This window comes from Winogradskyella marincola (assembly GCF_029624125.1).
Classification (GTDB): domain Bacteria; phylum Bacteroidota; class Bacteroidia; order Flavobacteriales; family Flavobacteriaceae; genus Winogradskyella; species Winogradskyella marincola.
Genome location: NZ_JARSBN010000006.1, coordinates 148,420 through 166,070, shown reverse-complemented (window position 1 = coordinate 166,070; position 17,651 = coordinate 148,420). Strand labels below are relative to the sequence as shown.

Genomic DNA, 17,651 nt, shown 5'->3' with positions numbered 1-17,651 from the left:
TTATTACTTACATTTATAAAAAAATAATAGTATGAAGACTTTAAAAAATATATTAGCAGTAGTAGGGCTTGTGTGCGTATCAGGATTATTTATTTTTTCTATGCAAAAAGCACCTTCAGACGAAACTATAGGCAAAGAAGATCCTTTAGTAAATGATTATAATGTATATGCCTTGGAGATGCCAGAAGGCTTAAACTTTGCAGGAGAAAAGATACCTGTAGAAAACCCAGACATACACGAAAGAATGGACAGAGAGCTTTTGGTTAACACTTACTGGCAGTCTAACGGATTGCTTATGTTTAAAAGAGCACAGAAATATTTTCCTGTTATAGAACCAATATTAAAAAAGAATGGAGTTCCTGATGATTTTAAGTATTTGGCAGTAATAGAAAGTGGCTTAACCAATGCTGTATCACCTGCAGGTGCCAGAGGTTTTTGGCAAATTATGAAAGCTACAGGTAGAGAAAATGGATTAGAAGTTAATAATAATGTAGATGAACGCTACAATCTAGAAATGGCAACTGAGGTTGCTTGTAAATATTTAATAAAAGCCAAAGAGCAACTTGGATCTTGGACATTGGCAGCAGCAGCATACAATGCAGGTAATGCAGGTATTTCTAGACGATTAAAAGAACAAGGAGTAAGTAATTATTACGATTTGCTTTTAGGTGAAGAAACAGGTCGTTATATGTTTAGAATAGTGGCATTAAAAGAAATTTTAAACAATCCTTCTAAGTACGGATTTAACTACAACAAAAGCCATTTATACAAGTATATACCAACATACAAAGTAGAGGTAGATACAGCAGTTACAGACTTTTCTCAGTTTGCAAAACGATTTGGCATTAACTACAAAATACTAAAGATTCACAACCCATGGTTAAGAGAACCACATCTTAATAACAAATCTCGAAAACTATACACCATAGAAATTCCTAAGGAAGGGTATTATAATGTTCAGCCTTAATATTTGGAATACATAAAAGAACATATTTGGCAAATACTTATAGGACTTAACTATGTCTTAGCGACATCAGCAGTAGTTACCGTACTTTTTAAAAAGATAAATCCAACAAAGACATTAAGTTACATTATTGTTTTGTTGGTTTTTCCTTTTGTAGGACTCATTGTATATTATCTCTTTGGACAAGAATACAGAAAGTCTAAAATTTTTAATAGAAAACATGTTTTAAACCAGTCTGTTGTAAAGCAAATACAAAAAGAGCTAGAGTTAGATATCAAGACCATTGAAAGTGTAGATGAGTTGCTTGATGAAAAATCAAAGCTTATTAGACTTTTATATAATAGTGAAAAGTCTAAACTCACTGTAAAAAATGAAGTCAAACTCATTAAGAATGGTGACAAAAAAATGCAATTGTTATTAGAAGATCTAAACAATGCGAAGCATCATATACATATTGAATATTTCATAATTAAAGATGATACCATAGGGACAAAGTTTCTAGACGTATTATGCCATAAAGCAAAAGAAGGCATAAAAGTTAAAATAGTAATAGATGATGTAGGTAGTGATATATCATCTAAAATGAAGCGCAAGCTAAAAGACAGTGGAGTAGAGCTGCGTAAATTTATGCCTGTACTTTTCTCTAAATTTACAGGAAAGATGAATTATAGAGATCATAGAAAAATTGCTATTATCGATGGGAAAATAGGATATGTTGGTGGTATAAATATCTCAGATAACTATGTTAATTCTAACGATACAAGATATTGGAGAGATACACACATTAGAATAGTTGGTGAAGCTGTTAGGCAACTTCAAATATTGTTTTTTACTACTTGGGATTTTACAAATGAAGAAAACGTAAAAATTTCAAAAGACTACTTTCCCGAAAATGATTGCAAAGATGATGTAGCATTACAAATAGCAGCCAGTGGTCCGGATACAGATTGGTCTAACATTATGGAATCTATTTTTGTAGCCATCACTAATGCAGAAAAATATATTCATATTACCACACCTTACTTTATTCCTAACGATGAGATTGTAACAGCACTACAAGTAGCAGCAAGAAGTAATATTGAAGTAAAACTAATTGTGCCAAAAAAATCAGATTCCTGGATTGCAGAATATGCTACCAATTCTTATCTAGAAAAATTACTTGAAGCAGGAGTAGAGGTTTATCAGTATACCAAAGGATTTGTACATGCTAAAACTATGGTAATAGATGATGTTTTTAGTACCGTTGGCACTGCAAATATGGACTATAGAAGTTTTAATATAAACTTTGAAGTCAATGCTTTAATTTATGATAGGCCATTTGCCAAAGAACTGAATCAGATTTTTAGTTCAGATCTAGAGCATACGTCACAGTTAAAACTAGATGTATGGAAAAAAAGAGCAAAGTCTACCAAGCTTATAGAAGCTTTAGCGCGTTTAGCAGCACCATTATTATAATTTTTTTAGCGACGGCTTCTTCTATTTTGTCTGGCAGAAGTAGGTTGTCCGTAGTGTTGTCTTGGTATAGAAGCTTTTTTCATTTGTTGCTTCATCATTTTTATTTGGTCAGCAAGCATATTACGTTTGTCAAGCTTTTCTGCTTCAGATAATAATTTTTGAGCTTCTTGTTTTTTGCGTTTAGAAAAAGCAATACCAGCTAAGTTTAATTTTGCCATTGCCAAATCATGATCCATAGATAGCCCAAGAGTAATGGCTTTTTTAAAGTGCTTTTCAGCCTCATTCATGTTGGTTTGAGAAACCATAATACCATTAAGGTAGCTAAGATACCCTTGCTGTTTTTTTACTAAAGAACTTTCAGGATTTTTAATTTTATCTAACCATTTTTTAGCACCTTCAAAATCTTGCTTACGCAATTTGAAGAAAGCTAAAAGAATCATTTCATTTTTATAATAAAGGAAAATAAATATCGTAGAAAGTAATAAGTACATAATCCCATTACCAATGTACCCTTCGGTAAACTGGTATATGGCGTATCCGATTATTAATGCAGCTATTACTAATTTTATATTTTTATTGAACATTTTTAAGGTTTAAATATTGAAGTGAGCAAAGGTAATAAAAACAAATAAAATTTTTTTGAAAATAGTACTTGCTAAAGCAAAAACTTGTTGTATATTTGCACCCGGTTTTTGAAAGAACCATCAACGATTAATTTAAGAATTCAGGATTTTAAAAATATAAGACAATGCCAAAAAGAACGTTTCAACCGTCAAAAAGAAAGAGAAGAAACAAGCACGGTTTCAGAGAAAGAATGGCTTCTGTTAACGGAAGAAAAGTTTTAGCACGTAGAAGAGCTAAAGGAAGAAAGAAATTGTCTGTATCTTCAGAATTAAGACATAAAAAATAATGATTAACAATTGTTAATATTTTAAAGGTGTTACTTAGGTGTAACGCCTTTTTTTATACCCAATCGATATTTATTTTTGCAAACCAAAAGACAATCTCATGCCTAAAAACAAAAACATTAAATCTATTTTATTAATTGGTTCTGGCCCAATCATTATCGGTCAGGCTTGCGAATTTGACTACTCTGGTTCTCAGGCGTTACGCTCATTACGTGAGGATGGAATAGAAACAATTCTTATAAATTCTAACCCAGCAACTATTATGACAGATCCTGCAATGGCAGATCATGTTTACCTGTTGCCGTTAACTACAAAATCTATTGTTAAGATTTTAAAAGAGCATCCTCATATAGATGCAGTACTGCCTACAATGGGTGGACAAACAGCTCTTAATCTTTGTATTGAAGCAGATGAAAAAGGAATTTGGGAAGATTTTGGAGTAGAAATTATAGGTGTTAATATAGATGCTATTAACATTACTGAAGACAGAGAGAAATTTAGAGAATTAATGCTGGAGATTGGTGTGGGTATGGCACCACAAGCTACTGCTACTTCTTTCTTAAAAGGAAAAGAAATAGCTCAAGAGTTTGGTTTTCCTTTATGTATTAGAGCTTCTTTTACACTTGGTGGAGCAGGTGCTTCAATCGTATATGACGAAAAAGAGTTTGATGAGGCCTTAACCAGAGGTTTAGAAATCTCACCAATACATGAGGTGATGATTGATAAAGCCATGATGGGATGGAAAGAGTACGAGTTAGAACTTCTTAGAGATAAAAACGATAACGTTGTTATTATTTGTACTATAGAGAATATGGATCCTATGGGTATTCATACAGGAGACTCTATAACGGTAGCACCAGCAATGACCTTATCTGATAAGACATTCCAAAAAATGCGTGATATGGCAATTCATATGATGCGTAGTATTGGAGATTTTGCAGGTGGTTGTAACGTACAGTTTGCAGTAAGTCCGGATGAGGAAGAAGAAATCATTGCTATTGAGATTAATCCACGTGTATCGCGTTCTTCTGCATTAGCAAGTAAAGCAACAGGTTATCCAATTGCAAAAATTGCGGCGAAGTTAGCTTTAGGTTATACATTGGATGAGTTAAGTAATCAGATTACAAAATCTACATCTGCTTTATTTGAACCAACTTTAGATTACGTTATTGTAAAAATACCACGTTGGAATTTTGATAAGTTTGAAGGGTCAGACAGAACTTTAGGTCTTCAAATGAAAGCTGTAGGTGAGGTTATGGGAATTGGACGTTCGTTCCAAGAAGCATTGCATAAAGCGACGCAATCATTAGAAATAAAACGTAATGGTTTAGGTGCAGATGGTAAAGGTTATAAGAACTACGATCAAATTATAGACAAGCTTACCAATGCAAGTTGGGATCGTGTCTTTGTATTGTATGATGCTATACAAATGGGAATTCCATTAAGTCGTATTCACGAAATCACTAAAATAGACATGTGGTTCTTAAAGCAATACGAAGAGTTATTCCAGTTAGAAAAAGAAATTTCTACGTACTCAATAGACTCTATCGATAGAGAATTACTACTTGAAGCTAAGCAAAAAGGGTATGGTGACCGTCAGATTGCACACATGCTTAAGTGTTTAGAAAGTGAAGTTTATAACAAACGTAGAGAGCTTAAAATAAACCGTGTTTATAAACTTGTAGATACATGTGCTGCTGAGTTTAAGGCACAAACACCATATTACTATTCTACATTTGAGAGTGAAGTAGAAACTGCAGACGGACAAGTTTCTGTAGCTAACGAAAGCGTTGTTACAGATAAGAAGAAAATCATTGTATTAGGCTCTGGTCCAAACCGTATTGGACAAGGTATTGAGTTCGATTATTGTTGTGTACATGGTGTACTAGCAGCATCAGAATGTGGTTACGAAACCATCATGATTAACTGTAACCCAGAAACTGTTTCTACAGATTTTGATATTGCAGACAAATTATATTTTGAACCTGTATTCTGGGAACATATCTACGATATCATTCAGCATGAAAAACCAGAAGGTGTTATAGTACAGCTTGGTGGACAAACTGCTTTAAAGCTAGCAGAAAAATTAGAGCGTTATGGTGTAAAGATTATGGGAACAAGTTTCCAGTCTTTAGATTTAGCGGAAGACAGAGGAAGTTTTTCAACTTTATTAAAAGAAAACAACATTCCTTATCCAAAATTTGATGTAGCCGAAACAGCAGACGAAGCTTTAGCAATTGCAGATGTATTAGACTTCCCTATTTTGGTAAGACCTTCTTATGTACTTGGTGGACAAGGCATGAAGATTGTAATTAACAAACAAGAATTAGAAGAGCATGTTATAGATCTTTTAAAATCTATACCAGGAAATAAACTTTTATTAGACCACTATTTAGATGGCGCAATAGAAGCAGAAGCTGATGCGATTTGTGATGGTGAAAATGTGTACATTATTGGTATAATGGAGCATATTGAACCATGTGGTATTCACTCTGGTGATAGTAATGCAACATTACCACCATTTAATCTTGGTGAGTTTGTAATGCAGCAAATAAAAGATCATACTAAGAAAATTGCATTAGCGCTTAATACGGTTGGTTTAATCAATATTCAGTTTGCTATTAAAGATGATACGGTTTATATCATTGAAGCAAACCCAAGAGCATCTCGTACAGTGCCATTTATAGCTAAGGCTTACAAAGAGCCTTATGTAAACTATGCAACCAAGGTAATGTTAGGAGAGAATAAAGTAACGGACTTTGAATTTAACCCTCAATTAAAAGGTTATGCAATAAAACAGCCAGTTTTCTCTTTTAATAAGTTTCCAAATGTAAATAAGAAATTAGGACCAGAAATGAAAAGTACCGGAGAAAGTATCTTATTCATTGAAAGTCTTAAAGATGATGAATTCTACGATTTATATTCAAGACGAAAAATGTATTTGAGTAAATAATTAAAAAACCGCGATTTAATTCGCGGTTTTTTTTTGGTCTGATTTTTGAATATAAAAAAAGATATCAAATAAATTTGTAACTTAGCTTAAAACATAATTCATGAAAAGAGCTTTACTATTATTTTCCTTTTGTCTATTTCTTAATTTTTCCCATGCTGGAGAAGAGGATAGACGTTGGATAGAGTTTGATTGTCATGATTGTATTACAGAATTGAATGTAATAGATGTGTTTCAGACAATTGATCAGGAAGATTTAGAATTTGTTATCTCTCCAAATCCAGCAAAAAATAAGTTAAATGTAACATTACCAAAAGGGACAGATGAAGCAAGTATAGAAGTATTTGATGTTTTGGGTAAGCGTGTACACAAAGGAACGATTACTAAGTTAGCCTCTTCTGTAAATGTGTCTAGTTGGAAAAGTGGAGTTTATTTAGTTAAGGTCTCTGATGGAAAAACCTCACAGACCAAAAGATTTATTAAGCAATAAAAATACAAAGCACTTATAAGTTAAAGTCATTTCCTTAAAACGAAATGGCTTTTTTTTATTAGTTTTTAATGCTCAGGAAGTTCAACCTTTACACGATAACCTTCTAGTTGATCAATATAATTTTCTAACGAAAAATTAATGCTATCAAATTCAGTTTTTCGCTGATGCTTGGTGTTCATTCTTTTTATAGCTTTCAAGAATCGTTTTACTTCATTTTTGTCATTTACAATAAGACCAGGAACTTTTTTAGGTTTGCCATCATCGTCTTTTGCAACCATTGTAAAATAAGAAGAGTTACAGTGCTTTTTTACACTAGTCTGAATGTTTTCAGACTCAACTCTAATACCAACAACCATTGATGTAGAGCCAACATAGTTTACCGAAGCTTTCATGGTTACTAATTCGCCAACTTCAATAGGGTTTATAAAATCTACAGTATCAACAGATGCAGTTACACAGTAACTTCCAGAATGTTTAGAAGCACAAGCAAAAGCAATTTGGTCCATTAAGTTAAGAATGTATCCTCCATGAATTTTACCACTAAAATTAGAATGTGAAGGTTGCATAAGTTGAGATATGCTTACCCTTGAAGAATCGACCGTTTTATACATAAGATTTTAAATTTAAAAATATTAGGCTAACGACTATAGCGATACCAAAACTAATTAACGTACCTATTAAAATGTATTCTGTAAGTTTTCGCTCTTTAGTAGAAGTTAAATCGCCAAATCTAAATACCGATTTTGCTGTAATTAAAAAACCAACAGCTTCCCAATGACCTACAATAATGAAGATAAAAACTAGCAATCTTTCTAAAATACCAATGTATTTACCTGCATCTTCTAAAGATTCGTTATCCTCAGTATATTTTGAAATATCCCATTTTGAAAAAATGGTTTTCATAATTATTGAAGTTGGTTGTGTTAAAAAAGCCAGACAAATTACTAAGAGCAGCGCAGAGGTGCTTATCGATAATGAAGGCGCTACATCATCATAAAACATTGCTGCGGTAATAAGAAATATAGCTATAACATGAAAAACCTGATCTGCAAAAAAGTAAAAACGCTTCGTCTTTTTTTTCTGAAGTATGAGTTTAAGAGCATCAATGCTAAAGTGAGAAATACCTACAAGTAGAATTAATAACCAATACGAAAAATCCCAGACCAAAAGAAGCATTAAAGCGATATGAACAGCTATGTGTACATATAACCATTTAGATTTTAATTTCTTTTTTTCTTTGTCCTTTACCCATTTTTTAGGTTGAAGAAAAAAATCACCAAGAATATGAGCGAGAAAAAGTTTTAAAAGAATTAGCGCCATCTTTAGCTTAGATTTTTAGTGGTTAGTGCTGTTATGTGTTTTTCGTATAGGTTATTTAGTTCAAGGATTTCATCAATATTTGCGCGTGTTAAACGTTTGCTTACAGCATCTTGATTAATGCCTATTTGTTTAGCAATTTCTTTTTGGTTGCCATAATCTGTTTCTATTAATAGCTTTACGGCTTCAGCAGAATTTACTGTCCAGTTGTCCATTATTATACTGGCAAACCTAAAATACAAATTAAAAATTGTATCAAAGTTATAATCTGAAGACTCATTTTTTATATCAGACTTTAGGCTAAGATTAATTTTATTCTGTTTCATAGCATCTAGCATACTACCAGAATTTAAATAAACAGGACCGTTAGATTCTGATACTCCTTGAGCATTGTAAGTTTTATGTCCTAAACCAATGGCTAACCTTACATCAAAACCTTTTATAGATTTTATACAAGCCTTAATATATATAGCTTTTTTGAAAGTTGTTTTAGCATCTTCAATTTCTAACTGAAAACTATCTCCTCTAAAAATTTCATATCGAGAAGCGTCTTTAGTTACAAAATCTAAAGCTTGCTTTAGTGGTTGTAGCCACAAATTTTGGTCTACTACACTTCTGGAGTTTATAATGTCTCCAGTTATTACACTTATCATGGCATCTAATATTTACGTAAATATATGCCATAAATACGGAATAAACAAATATATGCCATATAAACAGCATATTTTTATTTATGCCTTAATTTAGGAATACTTAAATATCGTCTTCAGAAGCACGTTTAATAATGCTTTCAGGTAATGCTTTTTTTGCTTTTGCACCCATTTTCTTAATTTTTTCAACTCTCGAAATTAGGTTGCCTTTACCTTCAACAAGCTTATTCATTGCTGCGGAATAATCGTTTTTAGCAGCATCTATTTTTTTACCAACACCTGTTAAGTCGGTTACTAAACCTTCAAACTTATCGTACAACGCACCAGCTTGTTTTGCAATTTCAATAGCGTTTTGTTGTTGTTTTTCGTTATTCCACATGGTGTCTATGGTACGTAATGTTGCTAAAAGAGTAGAAGGAGTAACGATTACAATGTTTTGTTCAAACGCTTTATTGTATAGTGTGTTATCTTCGTTAATGGCAACTGCAAAAGCAGGTTCTATAGGAATAAACATCAACACAAAGTCTGGCGACTCAATGTCATATAAATCCTGATAGTTTTTAGCTGATAGTTGATCTACGTGTTTTTTTATAGAATTAACATGAGCCTTTAAATAGAGTGTGCGCTCGTCATCTTCAGCATTCACTAAGCGCTCATAATCGGTTAGTGATACTTTAGAATCTATAATCATTTTCTTATTATCAGGTAGGTGCAACACCACATCTGGCATTACACGAGAACCATCTTCGCGCTGAAAGTTTTGTTGTACAAAATATTCACGGTCTTTTTCTAAACCAGACTTTTCTAAAACACGCTCTAGTACCAATTCGCCCCAATTACCTTGTGTTTTGCTATCGCCTTTTAAAGCTTTTGTAAGATTAGTGGCTTCCTTAGCCATTTGCTGATTAAGATCTTTTAAGCCCAACAATTGCTCTTTTAAAGCCGAATGCATGCTAATACTTTCCTTTTGAGAATCCTCAACTTTCTTTTCAAAGGTTTTTATCTTTTCTTCAAGCGGATTAAGAATATTTTTAATGTTCTCTTTATTCTGAATGGTGAACTTCTCTGACTTTTCATCTAATATTTTAGAAGCCATCAATTCAAAATCCTTGCGTAACTGCTCTTGTTGTTTGGCAAGTTCTTCATCGCGTTTTAGGTTTTGTTCTTGTAGATTTTGAAATTCTGTATTTCGTCTAGAAAGTTCAGTATTTAAAAAATCTTTTTCTCTTCTTATGTCTTCACGTTCCGTTTCAATTTTAGCAATCGTAGCTTTTAAATCTTGTAGTTGTTGATTAAAAAGTACATTCTGTTTTTCATTTTCTGTTTCAGAATTTTGTTTTAATTCTTCAAGCTGCTGGTTGAGGTTAGCATTACGCTCTTCCAGCATACTGGTGCTACTTTTGCTTTTTAGTTGCGAAAATTTTAAACCTAAAAAAGCACCAATTGCAGCAGAAAAAATGATAGCGATAAATAAAATAAGTGTGTCGGTCATAAGATGAAAAAGAATTTCATCAAAGATAATTTATTTGTTATTCAGAAGGAATGAAATGACTGAAGAATCTCTAAAAAATAGATTTTTCAGTGTACTAAGAATCATATTACTTTTTCACTCTAAAACAACCAGAAGTATTATCAAACTTGATTAAATCACCAGGAAAAAGCGATTCAAAAACACCGTTAGAAATTAAGTTGCAAGGTTCATCAAAAACCACGCTGTCCTTTTGCATTACAATCATTTTGTCGCAAAGTTGAATAGCTAAATCTATTTCGTGAGATGAAAATAAGATGGTTTTTTTTGTGTCTTTTGTTAACTTCTGAAGTAGTTTTAAAATGTATGCTTTATGATACATATCGAGATGCGTAGTTGGCTCATCTAAAATGATAATGTCTGTATCTTGTGCTAACGCACGTGCAATCATAACTTTTTGAAGCTGGCCATCACTGAGTTCGTAACACTTTTTGTCTTTTAAATCTGGAATATTTACTTGCGCTAGCGCATTATTGACAATGCGGATGTCTTCGTTAGAAAGATTGCCAATCCAATTGGTGTACGGTTGTCTTCCTAAAGCAATGAGTTCAAAAACCGAAAGATTTTTTGATGTTATAGCTTCAGTTAAGACTATACTTAGTTGCGTGGCTAATTTACTAGCAGAAATACTTTCTAAAGCTTGATTATTGAGTAAAATGTTGCCACTAAGCTTTGGTTGCACACTAATAAGTGTTCTTAATAATGTGGATTTTCCGATACCATTAGCACCAACCAAACCAATTAATTGTCCGTTTTCTAATTCAAAATTGATGTTATCAGAAATAACCGTTTCTTTCTTTTTGGTTTTGTAACCAATGGAAAGTTGTTCAGCCTTTAGGATGGTATGTTGGTTGGCTGTCTTCAAAATTTAATAAATGTTCTGTCATCCTGAACTTGATTCAGGATCTCATTAGATGTCGCATCATGTGCGGAATGACAATTAACTTTTACCTTCATACTTCTAACTTTTTTAAAACATCATTTTTCGCTGTCTTACCAATAACCAAATGACTACTGGTGCACCAACTAGGGCTGTAATGGCATTAATTGGTAACGTGTAATCGCTGCCTGGTATTTGCGCTATGCTATCGCAAATGAGCATAACAATAGCACCAAACAAAAATACTGCAGGTAATAAGATTTTATGATTTGTGGTTTTAAAAATTTGACGTGTTAAATGCGGAATAGCCAAGCCAATAAACGCAATTGGGCCAGCAAATGCAGTAATAGTACCAGCAATAAGACTTGTAGCTATAATAATTAAAAGTCGGCTTTGTTTAAGGTTGAGTCCTAAACTTTTTGCATAATTATCTCCTAGTAACAAACTGTTTAAGCTTTTAATTGAAAAAACACTAATTACAATACCAATAGCATAGATTCCAAAGAAAATTAAGATTTCTTTCCATGATAAATTGCTCAAACTACCAAATCCCCAAAAAATGTATTGTTGTAGTTGCTCAGCAGAACTAAAATACGAGAGTACACTAACCACAGCAGCTGTAATACTGCCAAACATTAAACCAATAATAAGAATAGCCATTGTGTCTCTAACTCGGCTAGACATGGCTAAAACTGCCAGTAATACTAAAAAACTACCCAAACTCGCAGCGATAACAATACTCCAATTAGACATTATGCTGCCAGCTAAAAGACCTCCAAATAAACTTGATCCCAGAATGACCAAAGAAACACCAAGACTTGCACCAGAACTTATGCCTAAAACAAAAGGACCAGCAAGTGGGTTTCTAAACAATGTTTGCATTAAAAGCCCAGAGATACCTAAGCCAGAGCCAACAAGGATAGCTGTGATGGCTTTTGGTAACCTAAAATCTATAATAATAGTTTGCCAGATTTTGTTTTCGGTAGAGCCAAATAAGCTAGAAAAAACGGATTTAAAAGGAATGCTTACCGAACCTAAACTGATGTTTAAAAAAAAGCACACCAATAGTAATACTGCAAGCACAGTAAATGTTTTGTAATATGTGTTCTGACTATTCAACTACTCAAGAGGTTTAAAAAAATGAGGTGTGTAGTCCTTTAACAATTCAGGATGCCCAATTTTAATAAGGTCTTTTAAAATATAATCTGGTCTCGTCGTACCAAGTTCGTAGTATAAAACACCACCTGTTTTTCCGGTTGTATTGGTAAAACTATAAATAGCTTTATTTTTAAAAGCTTCAAAATTAGTGTAAAGCGTATTAGCGCTTTCTAGCTGTTCTAAACTTCTAAAATACGAAGGACTTAACCATAAATCAGCATCTTTAGCTTTTTCAAAAACGGTTTCGAAACTTAGCTTTAAACTGCCATTTCCTTCGGTGTCACTCCATAAATAGTTAAGATTGGCATCTTTTAAAAATTGGGCCTCAAAGCTAGAGCCATTAGGAAGTTCCCAAACATTACCATTTACAACACCACTTAAAACGGTAGGTTGATGCTCAGCATTTAAAGCAATTTTTTTAGCTTCGAGATAATTGGTTTCTATAGTGTTGAAAATAGAATCTGCTTGCTTTTCTTTATTAAATAAAACACCAAAGAACTTAATCCACTCAGCTCTTGCCAAAGCAGAAGACTCTACCCAATCTCCATTGTAAATTACAGGAATACCAGCTTTTTTAATAGTTTCGAAGGTTTTATTAACACCATCAACACCAAAACCGATAACCACATCAGGATTTAGTTCTAGTAAAACTTCGGTATTAATGCCTTCGTTTTTGCCTAATTCTCTTACGTCGTTAGCTTCTATACGCTGTCTTGTTTTTTCTGAAGACACGTAATCTGTACCAGGAAAACCAACTAAACTTTCTTCGATGCCCAACAGTTCTAATGCAGGAATATGTGTTGTTGAAGTTACAACAAGCTTTGCGATGTTATCCGTAATTACACCATCGTAAGCATCGCTAGGAAAGGTCATTTTAGCTAACTGTTCTTTTGAAGCTATAAGGTATTTGTAACTCTTTTCGGCCTTAGGCCAAGGTGTTTTTATGGTTAATACTTTATAGTCTGTAAAATCTTCAAAAGAAAACCCTTGTGCATATTTTAAGTTTATACGATTCTCTGTTTTTACAGGTAGCGGTTGGGTATTGCTCTTATCGTCTTTACAATTAAAAAAGAAAAGCGGTAAAAGTGCAAAAAGGACGTAAAATGGATGTTTCAAGGTCTATTAAAATTTATTTCAAAAGTAATATTATTTCAACATTTGAATTCAACATGAAACAAAATGTTTATTTTCGCGGTGAATTTTGGTTTGACTATGATTAAATCTTGAAACGATTCAGGATTGCAAAGTCAATTAAAAGGGAATTTGGTGCGAATACTATTTTCAATTCCAAAACTGTTCCCGCAACTGTAAGCTACAACGCTTGTTATAACCTTCAATGTCACTGGAATTTTTTCTGGGAAGACCAATAACAAGACGCAAGTCAGGAGACCTGCCAATTTTCCTAATTAAACATTAAAGCTTTCGGGAAAAAAGCTTTTGAGTTATGAGACATTTATTTTTAGCATTATTATTTTGTTGTGTGTTTATGTTTTCAAATGCACAAAAGCCATCAGATTCAATTCATAAATTGGATGAGGTGGTATTGAGCGACGTAAAACTAAAGCGTTATTCTAACGGTTATAAGGTTACAGTGCTTAATGATTCTGTGATTAGAAAAAACGGCAATTCGCTTACAGATTTATTACGATTTAATACCAATATCTATTTTAAAGAAAATGGCTATGGTATGGTGTCTTCGCCATCTTTTAGAGGTACTAATGCTTCGCAAACAGCTGTAGTTTGGAATGGTATTAATATAAACTCTCAGCTCAATGGTCAAGTAGATTTTAATTTGTTATCGACTTCAAACTATAATAATGTAACCATAAGAAACGGAGGTGGAAGTGTACAATATGGAAGTGGAGCAATAGGCGGAAGTATTCATTTAGCAAATACTCTAAATTTTGATAAACACTCTGACCATAATATTCGCTTAGATTATGGAAGTTATGATACTAAACGTGCTAGTTATAACGCCTCGTTTAGTAATGAAAAATTAGCGATTAATGTTGGTGCAGCTTATTTAGATTCTGATAATGACTATAAAATATTAGGCACAGACAGAAAAAATGAGAATGGAGCTTTTAAAAATTTAGACCTGAATTTTAATCTAGGATACTTAGTATCTAATAAAGATATTTTAAAGCTATACTATCAAAGTTTTTATAGCGACAGAGCATTTTCTTCAACCTTACTAGCGCCTTCAAACAGTAAATACGAAACTGAAGATTACAGAGCAATGGTAGAGTGGAGGCACCTTCACAAAACCTATACATCTACATTAAAGGTGGCTTATTTATCTGAAATATTTAAATATTTTGAAAATAGAGAGTTAGATAATTATTCTAAAGGAAGAGCAACGACTTATTTGATAAAGCATCGTTTTGAAAAGCATTTAAACGAAGCAATAACCTTTAATGTTATTACAGATTATGCCTATATAAATGCTGAAGGTAATAGTTTTGACGATCCTACAAGAAATGCGTTTTCTGCCACAGCAATTTTTAGTCATGCACTAAACGATAAGTTAAACTACAACCTAAACATTAGAAAAGATATAATCTCAGATTTTGAGAGCCCTTTTGTAGCATCAGCAGATTTTAGATATCAACTGTTAAGCTTTTATGCTTTAAAATTAAATGCTTCAAAGAATTTTAGAGTACCAACGTTTAATGATTTGTATTGGAATCCTGGTGGAAACTTAGACTTAAAACCAGAAGAATCGTATCAAATAGATTTAGGACATCAATTCAATTTTAAAAATTCTGAAGTTAAGTTTAATGCGTTTTATATTAAAACATCAAATCTTATACAATGGAGGCCAAATGCAGAAACTGGCTATTGGAATCCGGTTAATGTGGCCAATAGCTCGCAGTATGGTTTAGAGCTTGAAGCAACAGTGCGAAAACAATTAAACGAAAATCATAAATTTTTACTTTCATCTTCGTACGCTTATACTATTGCTAACGATGACGATAAAGATCAGTCCTTGTTTTATGTGCCAAAGCATAAAATAAACACCTCTTTGGCATATGATTTTAAAGCCTTACAGTGCTTTTACCAACACTTAATAAATGGTGAAGTTCAAATAATAGGTGGAGATCTAAGAGGTTATAATGTTGCAAATCTTGGTGTAGACTATAGATTAAATAACAACGGAAAATTAAAATATACACTTGGTCTTAGAGTAAACAATATATACAATAAATATTACGAAAATGTGGCATTAAGACCAATGCCAAACAGAAACTATAATCTAAACTTAAATTTAAATTTTTAAACAATGAAACTAAACAAATTACTTTTACTTTTCTTGTCTATATCTGTATTATTAACGTCTTGTAGTGATGATGATGACAATGGATCAAGTGCGCCTTTAGGTGATTACGAAAATGGAATTTTAATTTCTCACGAAGGAAATTTTGGTCAAGGAAATGCTTCGGTAAGTTTTGGTACTTATGACTTATCTGTAATAGAAAACGACATTTTTTCTTCAGTAAACGGAACTGCATTAGGAGATACAGCACAGAGCATTGGGTTTTATAATGATTTGGCTTATATCGTACTAAATGCATCAAACAGTATTGAAATTGTAAACAGATATACTTTTGAAAGTGTAGCAAGTATTACAACAGGTCTTAACAACCCAAGATTTGTAGCTTTTTCTAATGGAAAAGGATATGTTACAAATTGGGGAGATGGTGGAGTTGCTACAGACGATTATTTAGCAATAATTGATTTAAACACAAACACACTAAACGCACAGACCATTAGTGTAGAAGAAGGTCCTGAGGAAATAGTGGCTAGTGGAGATAAGGTATATGTAGCGCACCAAGGTGGTTATGGACAAAACAATATTGTTTCTGTGGTAAATGCTAACACAGATGCCGTTACTACTACAATAACAGTAGGCGATGTACCAAACTCATTAGTTGTGTCAGGAAATAATCTATGGGTTTTATCTGGCGGTAAGCCTTCTTGGACAGGAGATGAAACTGCAGGAAAATTATCTAAAGTTAATATTTCAGATAACAGTGTAACTTCTATCGATTTTACGTCTACTCAGCATCCAAATTTCTTAGCTGTTGAAAACAACACGTTATATTACTACATGTCTGGAAGTGTTTATAGCATGAATGCTAATGCTACAACTTTGCCAACAGATGCAGATATTACAGGTTTAAATTTCTATGGAATGTCTGTTAATAATTCTATTTTATATGGTGTAGATGCTGGCGATTTTACAAGTAATGGTTCTGTTTTTGCATACGATTTATCTACAAATACATTATTAAATTCTGCATCAGTGAATATAATTCCTGGTGGAGTTTATTTTAACTAGTTAGTTTTCTATAGGCTTTGTAACTCTAATTCTATAAGTATGAATGATCCTTTTTATATGAGCTGTTTAGATATATATACATCTTATGGTGAGGATTCTCAAATTGAAAAATTACAAGAAGCTATAGCATTGTCTAAGCCAAATGTAATGCCTTTATTAAGTTGGGATATTTATATGTCGCATTACAAAGATAAAATTGAAGCGTCGGTTAAGCTGGCAGAGTTACGCCAGGTGTTGTCGTTTTCAAAGAAGTTTCAATGGCAAAATGATATTGAGACTGTATTTAATAAAAAGGATTACGAAGCTCTTATTATTACCGATAAGAATCAGAAGATTATTTGGGTAAATAATGGATTTACTGAAATGACAGGATATTCAAAAACTTTTGCACTAAATAAAACACCAAGATTTTTGCAAGGCGAATCAACTGATAATAAAACCAAAAGTAGAATTAGAGAACATATAACTAAGCGTAAACCTTTTAAAGAAATTTTACATAACTATAAAAAGGATGGCACACTATACAAATGTGAAGTCCAAGTAATTCCTTTGTATAATAAAGAAACTACACATTTTATAGCTTTTGAAAAACAAGTAGTATGATGGATATAGAAACAAGAAAGAAGAATTCTAGAACTACTATTTTTAAAGCAGTTTTTCCGAATACAACAAATCATTACCATACGCTTTTTGGTGGTACTGCAATGCAGTTAATGGATGAAACCGCTTTTATAACAGCTACTCGTTTTAGTAGACAACAAATGGTAACGGTTAGTAGTGATAAGATAGACTTTAAAAAACCTATTCCAGCAGGTACTATAGTAGAATTAACAGGTTATGTAACCTATTTAGGTTCTACAAGTCTAAAGGTAAGAGTTGATATTTTTGTAGAAGAAATGTACACAGACTCCAGAGAAAAAGCAGTCTCTGGCGAATTTACCTTTGTAGCCATTGATGAAAATAAAAAGCCAATAAATATTCTTTAATAAAAAAGCCGCTCACTGAGCGG

The 17,651-nt window shown here is 32.7% G+C and carries 17 protein-coding genes and 1 riboswitch; of the genes, 9 read left to right on the top strand and 8 right to left on the bottom strand.

Annotated features, from left to right (window positions below):
- Positions 1-31 precede the first annotated feature (31 nt).
- Together P7122_RS12065 and cls are read left to right on the top strand one after the other, a co-directional pair.
- Positions 32-967: a lytic transglycosylase domain-containing protein gene (locus tag P7122_RS12065; RefSeq protein WP_278006054.1), complete on the top strand. Its 936-nt coding sequence runs from the start codon at positions 32-34 to the stop codon at positions 965-967.
- Positions 968-970: 3 nt separating this feature from the next.
- Entirely contained in the window at positions 971-2,419 is a 1,449-nt protein-coding gene (gene cls / locus P7122_RS12060; RefSeq protein ID WP_278006053.1) for a cardiolipin synthase, read from the top strand.
- A 5-nt stretch (positions 2,420-2,424) separates the two neighbouring features.
- On the opposite strand, the gene P7122_RS12055 is transcribed toward cls, so the two are convergent.
- The gene (locus tag P7122_RS12055; RefSeq protein WP_278006052.1) at positions 2,425-3,003 is read right to left on the bottom strand and encodes a tetratricopeptide repeat protein; all 579 of its coding nucleotides are present in this window, start codon (positions 3,001-3,003) and stop codon (positions 2,425-2,427) included.
- A 164-nt stretch (positions 3,004-3,167) separates the two neighbouring features.
- On the opposite strand from P7122_RS12055, the gene rpmH reads away from it, so the two are divergent.
- The 3 genes from rpmH (at position 3,168) to P7122_RS12040 (ending at position 6,767) form a co-directional block, all read left to right on the top strand.
- Positions 3,168-3,329 carry a 50S ribosomal protein L34 gene (rpmH, locus tag P7122_RS12050; RefSeq protein ID WP_138434274.1) on the top strand — a complete coding sequence of 54 codons (162 nt, stop codon included), beginning with the start codon at positions 3,168-3,170 and terminating at the stop codon, positions 3,327-3,329.
- A gap of 98 nt (positions 3,330-3,427) precedes the next feature.
- On the top strand, positions 3,428-6,280 hold the full coding sequence (gene carB / locus P7122_RS12045; protein ID WP_278006051.1) for a carbamoyl-phosphate synthase large subunit: 2,853 nt from the start codon (positions 3,428-3,430) through the stop codon (positions 6,278-6,280).
- A 100-nt stretch (positions 6,281-6,380) separates the two neighbouring features.
- The gene (locus P7122_RS12040) at positions 6,381-6,767 is read left to right on the top strand and encodes a T9SS type A sorting domain-containing protein (RefSeq protein ID WP_278006050.1); all 387 of its coding nucleotides are present in this window, start codon (positions 6,381-6,383) and stop codon (positions 6,765-6,767) included.
- A gap of 65 nt (positions 6,768-6,832) precedes the next feature.
- Here the strand turns inward: P7122_RS12040 and P7122_RS12035 are convergent, their stop codons facing one another.
- The 7 genes from P7122_RS12035 to P7122_RS12005 all read right to left on the bottom strand — a co-directional run bounded on the left by P7122_RS12035 (position 6,833) and on the right by P7122_RS12005 (position 13,416).
- On the bottom strand, positions 6,833-7,378 hold the full coding sequence (locus P7122_RS12035; protein ID WP_278006049.1) for an acyl-CoA thioesterase: 546 nt from the start codon (positions 7,376-7,378) through the stop codon (positions 6,833-6,835).
- The gene (locus P7122_RS12030) at positions 7,371-8,087 is read right to left on the bottom strand and encodes a DUF3307 domain-containing protein (protein ID WP_278006048.1); all 717 of its coding nucleotides are present in this window, start codon (positions 8,085-8,087) and stop codon (positions 7,371-7,373) included. Before P7122_RS12030 ends, P7122_RS12035 begins: the two co-directional genes overlap by 8 nt.
- Positions 8,088-8,089: 2 nt before the next feature.
- A complete protein-coding gene (locus P7122_RS12025) occupies positions 8,090-8,737 on the bottom strand; it encodes a SatD family protein (protein ID WP_278006047.1) in 648 nt (215 codons plus the stop codon).
- A gap of 100 nt (positions 8,738-8,837) precedes the next feature.
- Entirely contained in the window at positions 8,838-10,226 is a 1,389-nt protein-coding gene (locus P7122_RS12020; protein ID WP_278006046.1) for a DNA recombination protein RmuC, read from the bottom strand.
- Between the two features lie 106 nt (positions 10,227-10,332).
- Positions 10,333-11,127, bottom strand: a complete 795-nt coding sequence (locus P7122_RS12015) for an ABC transporter ATP-binding protein (protein WP_278006045.1) — start codon at positions 11,125-11,127, stop codon at positions 10,333-10,335.
- A 105-nt stretch (positions 11,128-11,232) separates the two neighbouring features.
- Positions 11,233-12,261 carry a FecCD family ABC transporter permease gene (locus P7122_RS12010; protein ID WP_278006044.1) on the bottom strand — a complete coding sequence of 343 codons (1,029 nt, stop codon included), beginning with the start codon at positions 12,259-12,261 and terminating at the stop codon, positions 11,233-11,235.
- Positions 12,262-13,416, bottom strand: a complete 1,155-nt coding sequence (locus P7122_RS12005) for an ABC transporter substrate-binding protein (RefSeq protein WP_278006043.1) — start codon at positions 13,414-13,416, stop codon at positions 12,262-12,264.
- An 80-nt stretch (positions 13,417-13,496) separates the two neighbouring features.
- A riboswitch (cobalamin riboswitch) is annotated at positions 13,497-13,702 on the top strand.
- A 42-nt stretch (positions 13,703-13,744) separates the two neighbouring features.
- On the opposite strand from P7122_RS12005, the gene P7122_RS12000 reads away from it, so the two are divergent.
- From P7122_RS12000 to P7122_RS11985, 4 genes are read left to right on the top strand one after another with little or no spacing between them, the layout of a single operon-like run.
- Positions 13,745-15,580: a TonB-dependent receptor plug domain-containing protein gene (locus tag P7122_RS12000; protein ID WP_278006042.1), complete on the top strand. Its 1,836-nt coding sequence runs from the start codon at positions 13,745-13,747 to the stop codon at positions 15,578-15,580.
- A 3-nt stretch (positions 15,581-15,583) separates the two neighbouring features.
- The gene (locus tag P7122_RS11995; protein ID WP_278006041.1) at positions 15,584-16,642 is read left to right on the top strand and encodes a YncE family protein; all 1,059 of its coding nucleotides are present in this window, start codon (positions 15,584-15,586) and stop codon (positions 16,640-16,642) included.
- Positions 16,643-16,681: 39 nt separating this feature from the next.
- Entirely contained in the window at positions 16,682-17,245 is a 564-nt protein-coding gene (locus P7122_RS11990; RefSeq protein ID WP_278006040.1) for a PAS domain-containing protein, read from the top strand.
- Positions 17,245-17,628 (top strand): acyl-CoA thioesterase, encoded by a 384-nt coding sequence (locus P7122_RS11985; protein ID WP_278006130.1) that lies wholly within the window; start codon positions 17,245-17,247, stop codon positions 17,626-17,628. The genes P7122_RS11990 and P7122_RS11985 overlap by 1 nt, the downstream gene beginning before the upstream one ends.
- Positions 17,629-17,651: the final 23 nt, after the last annotated feature.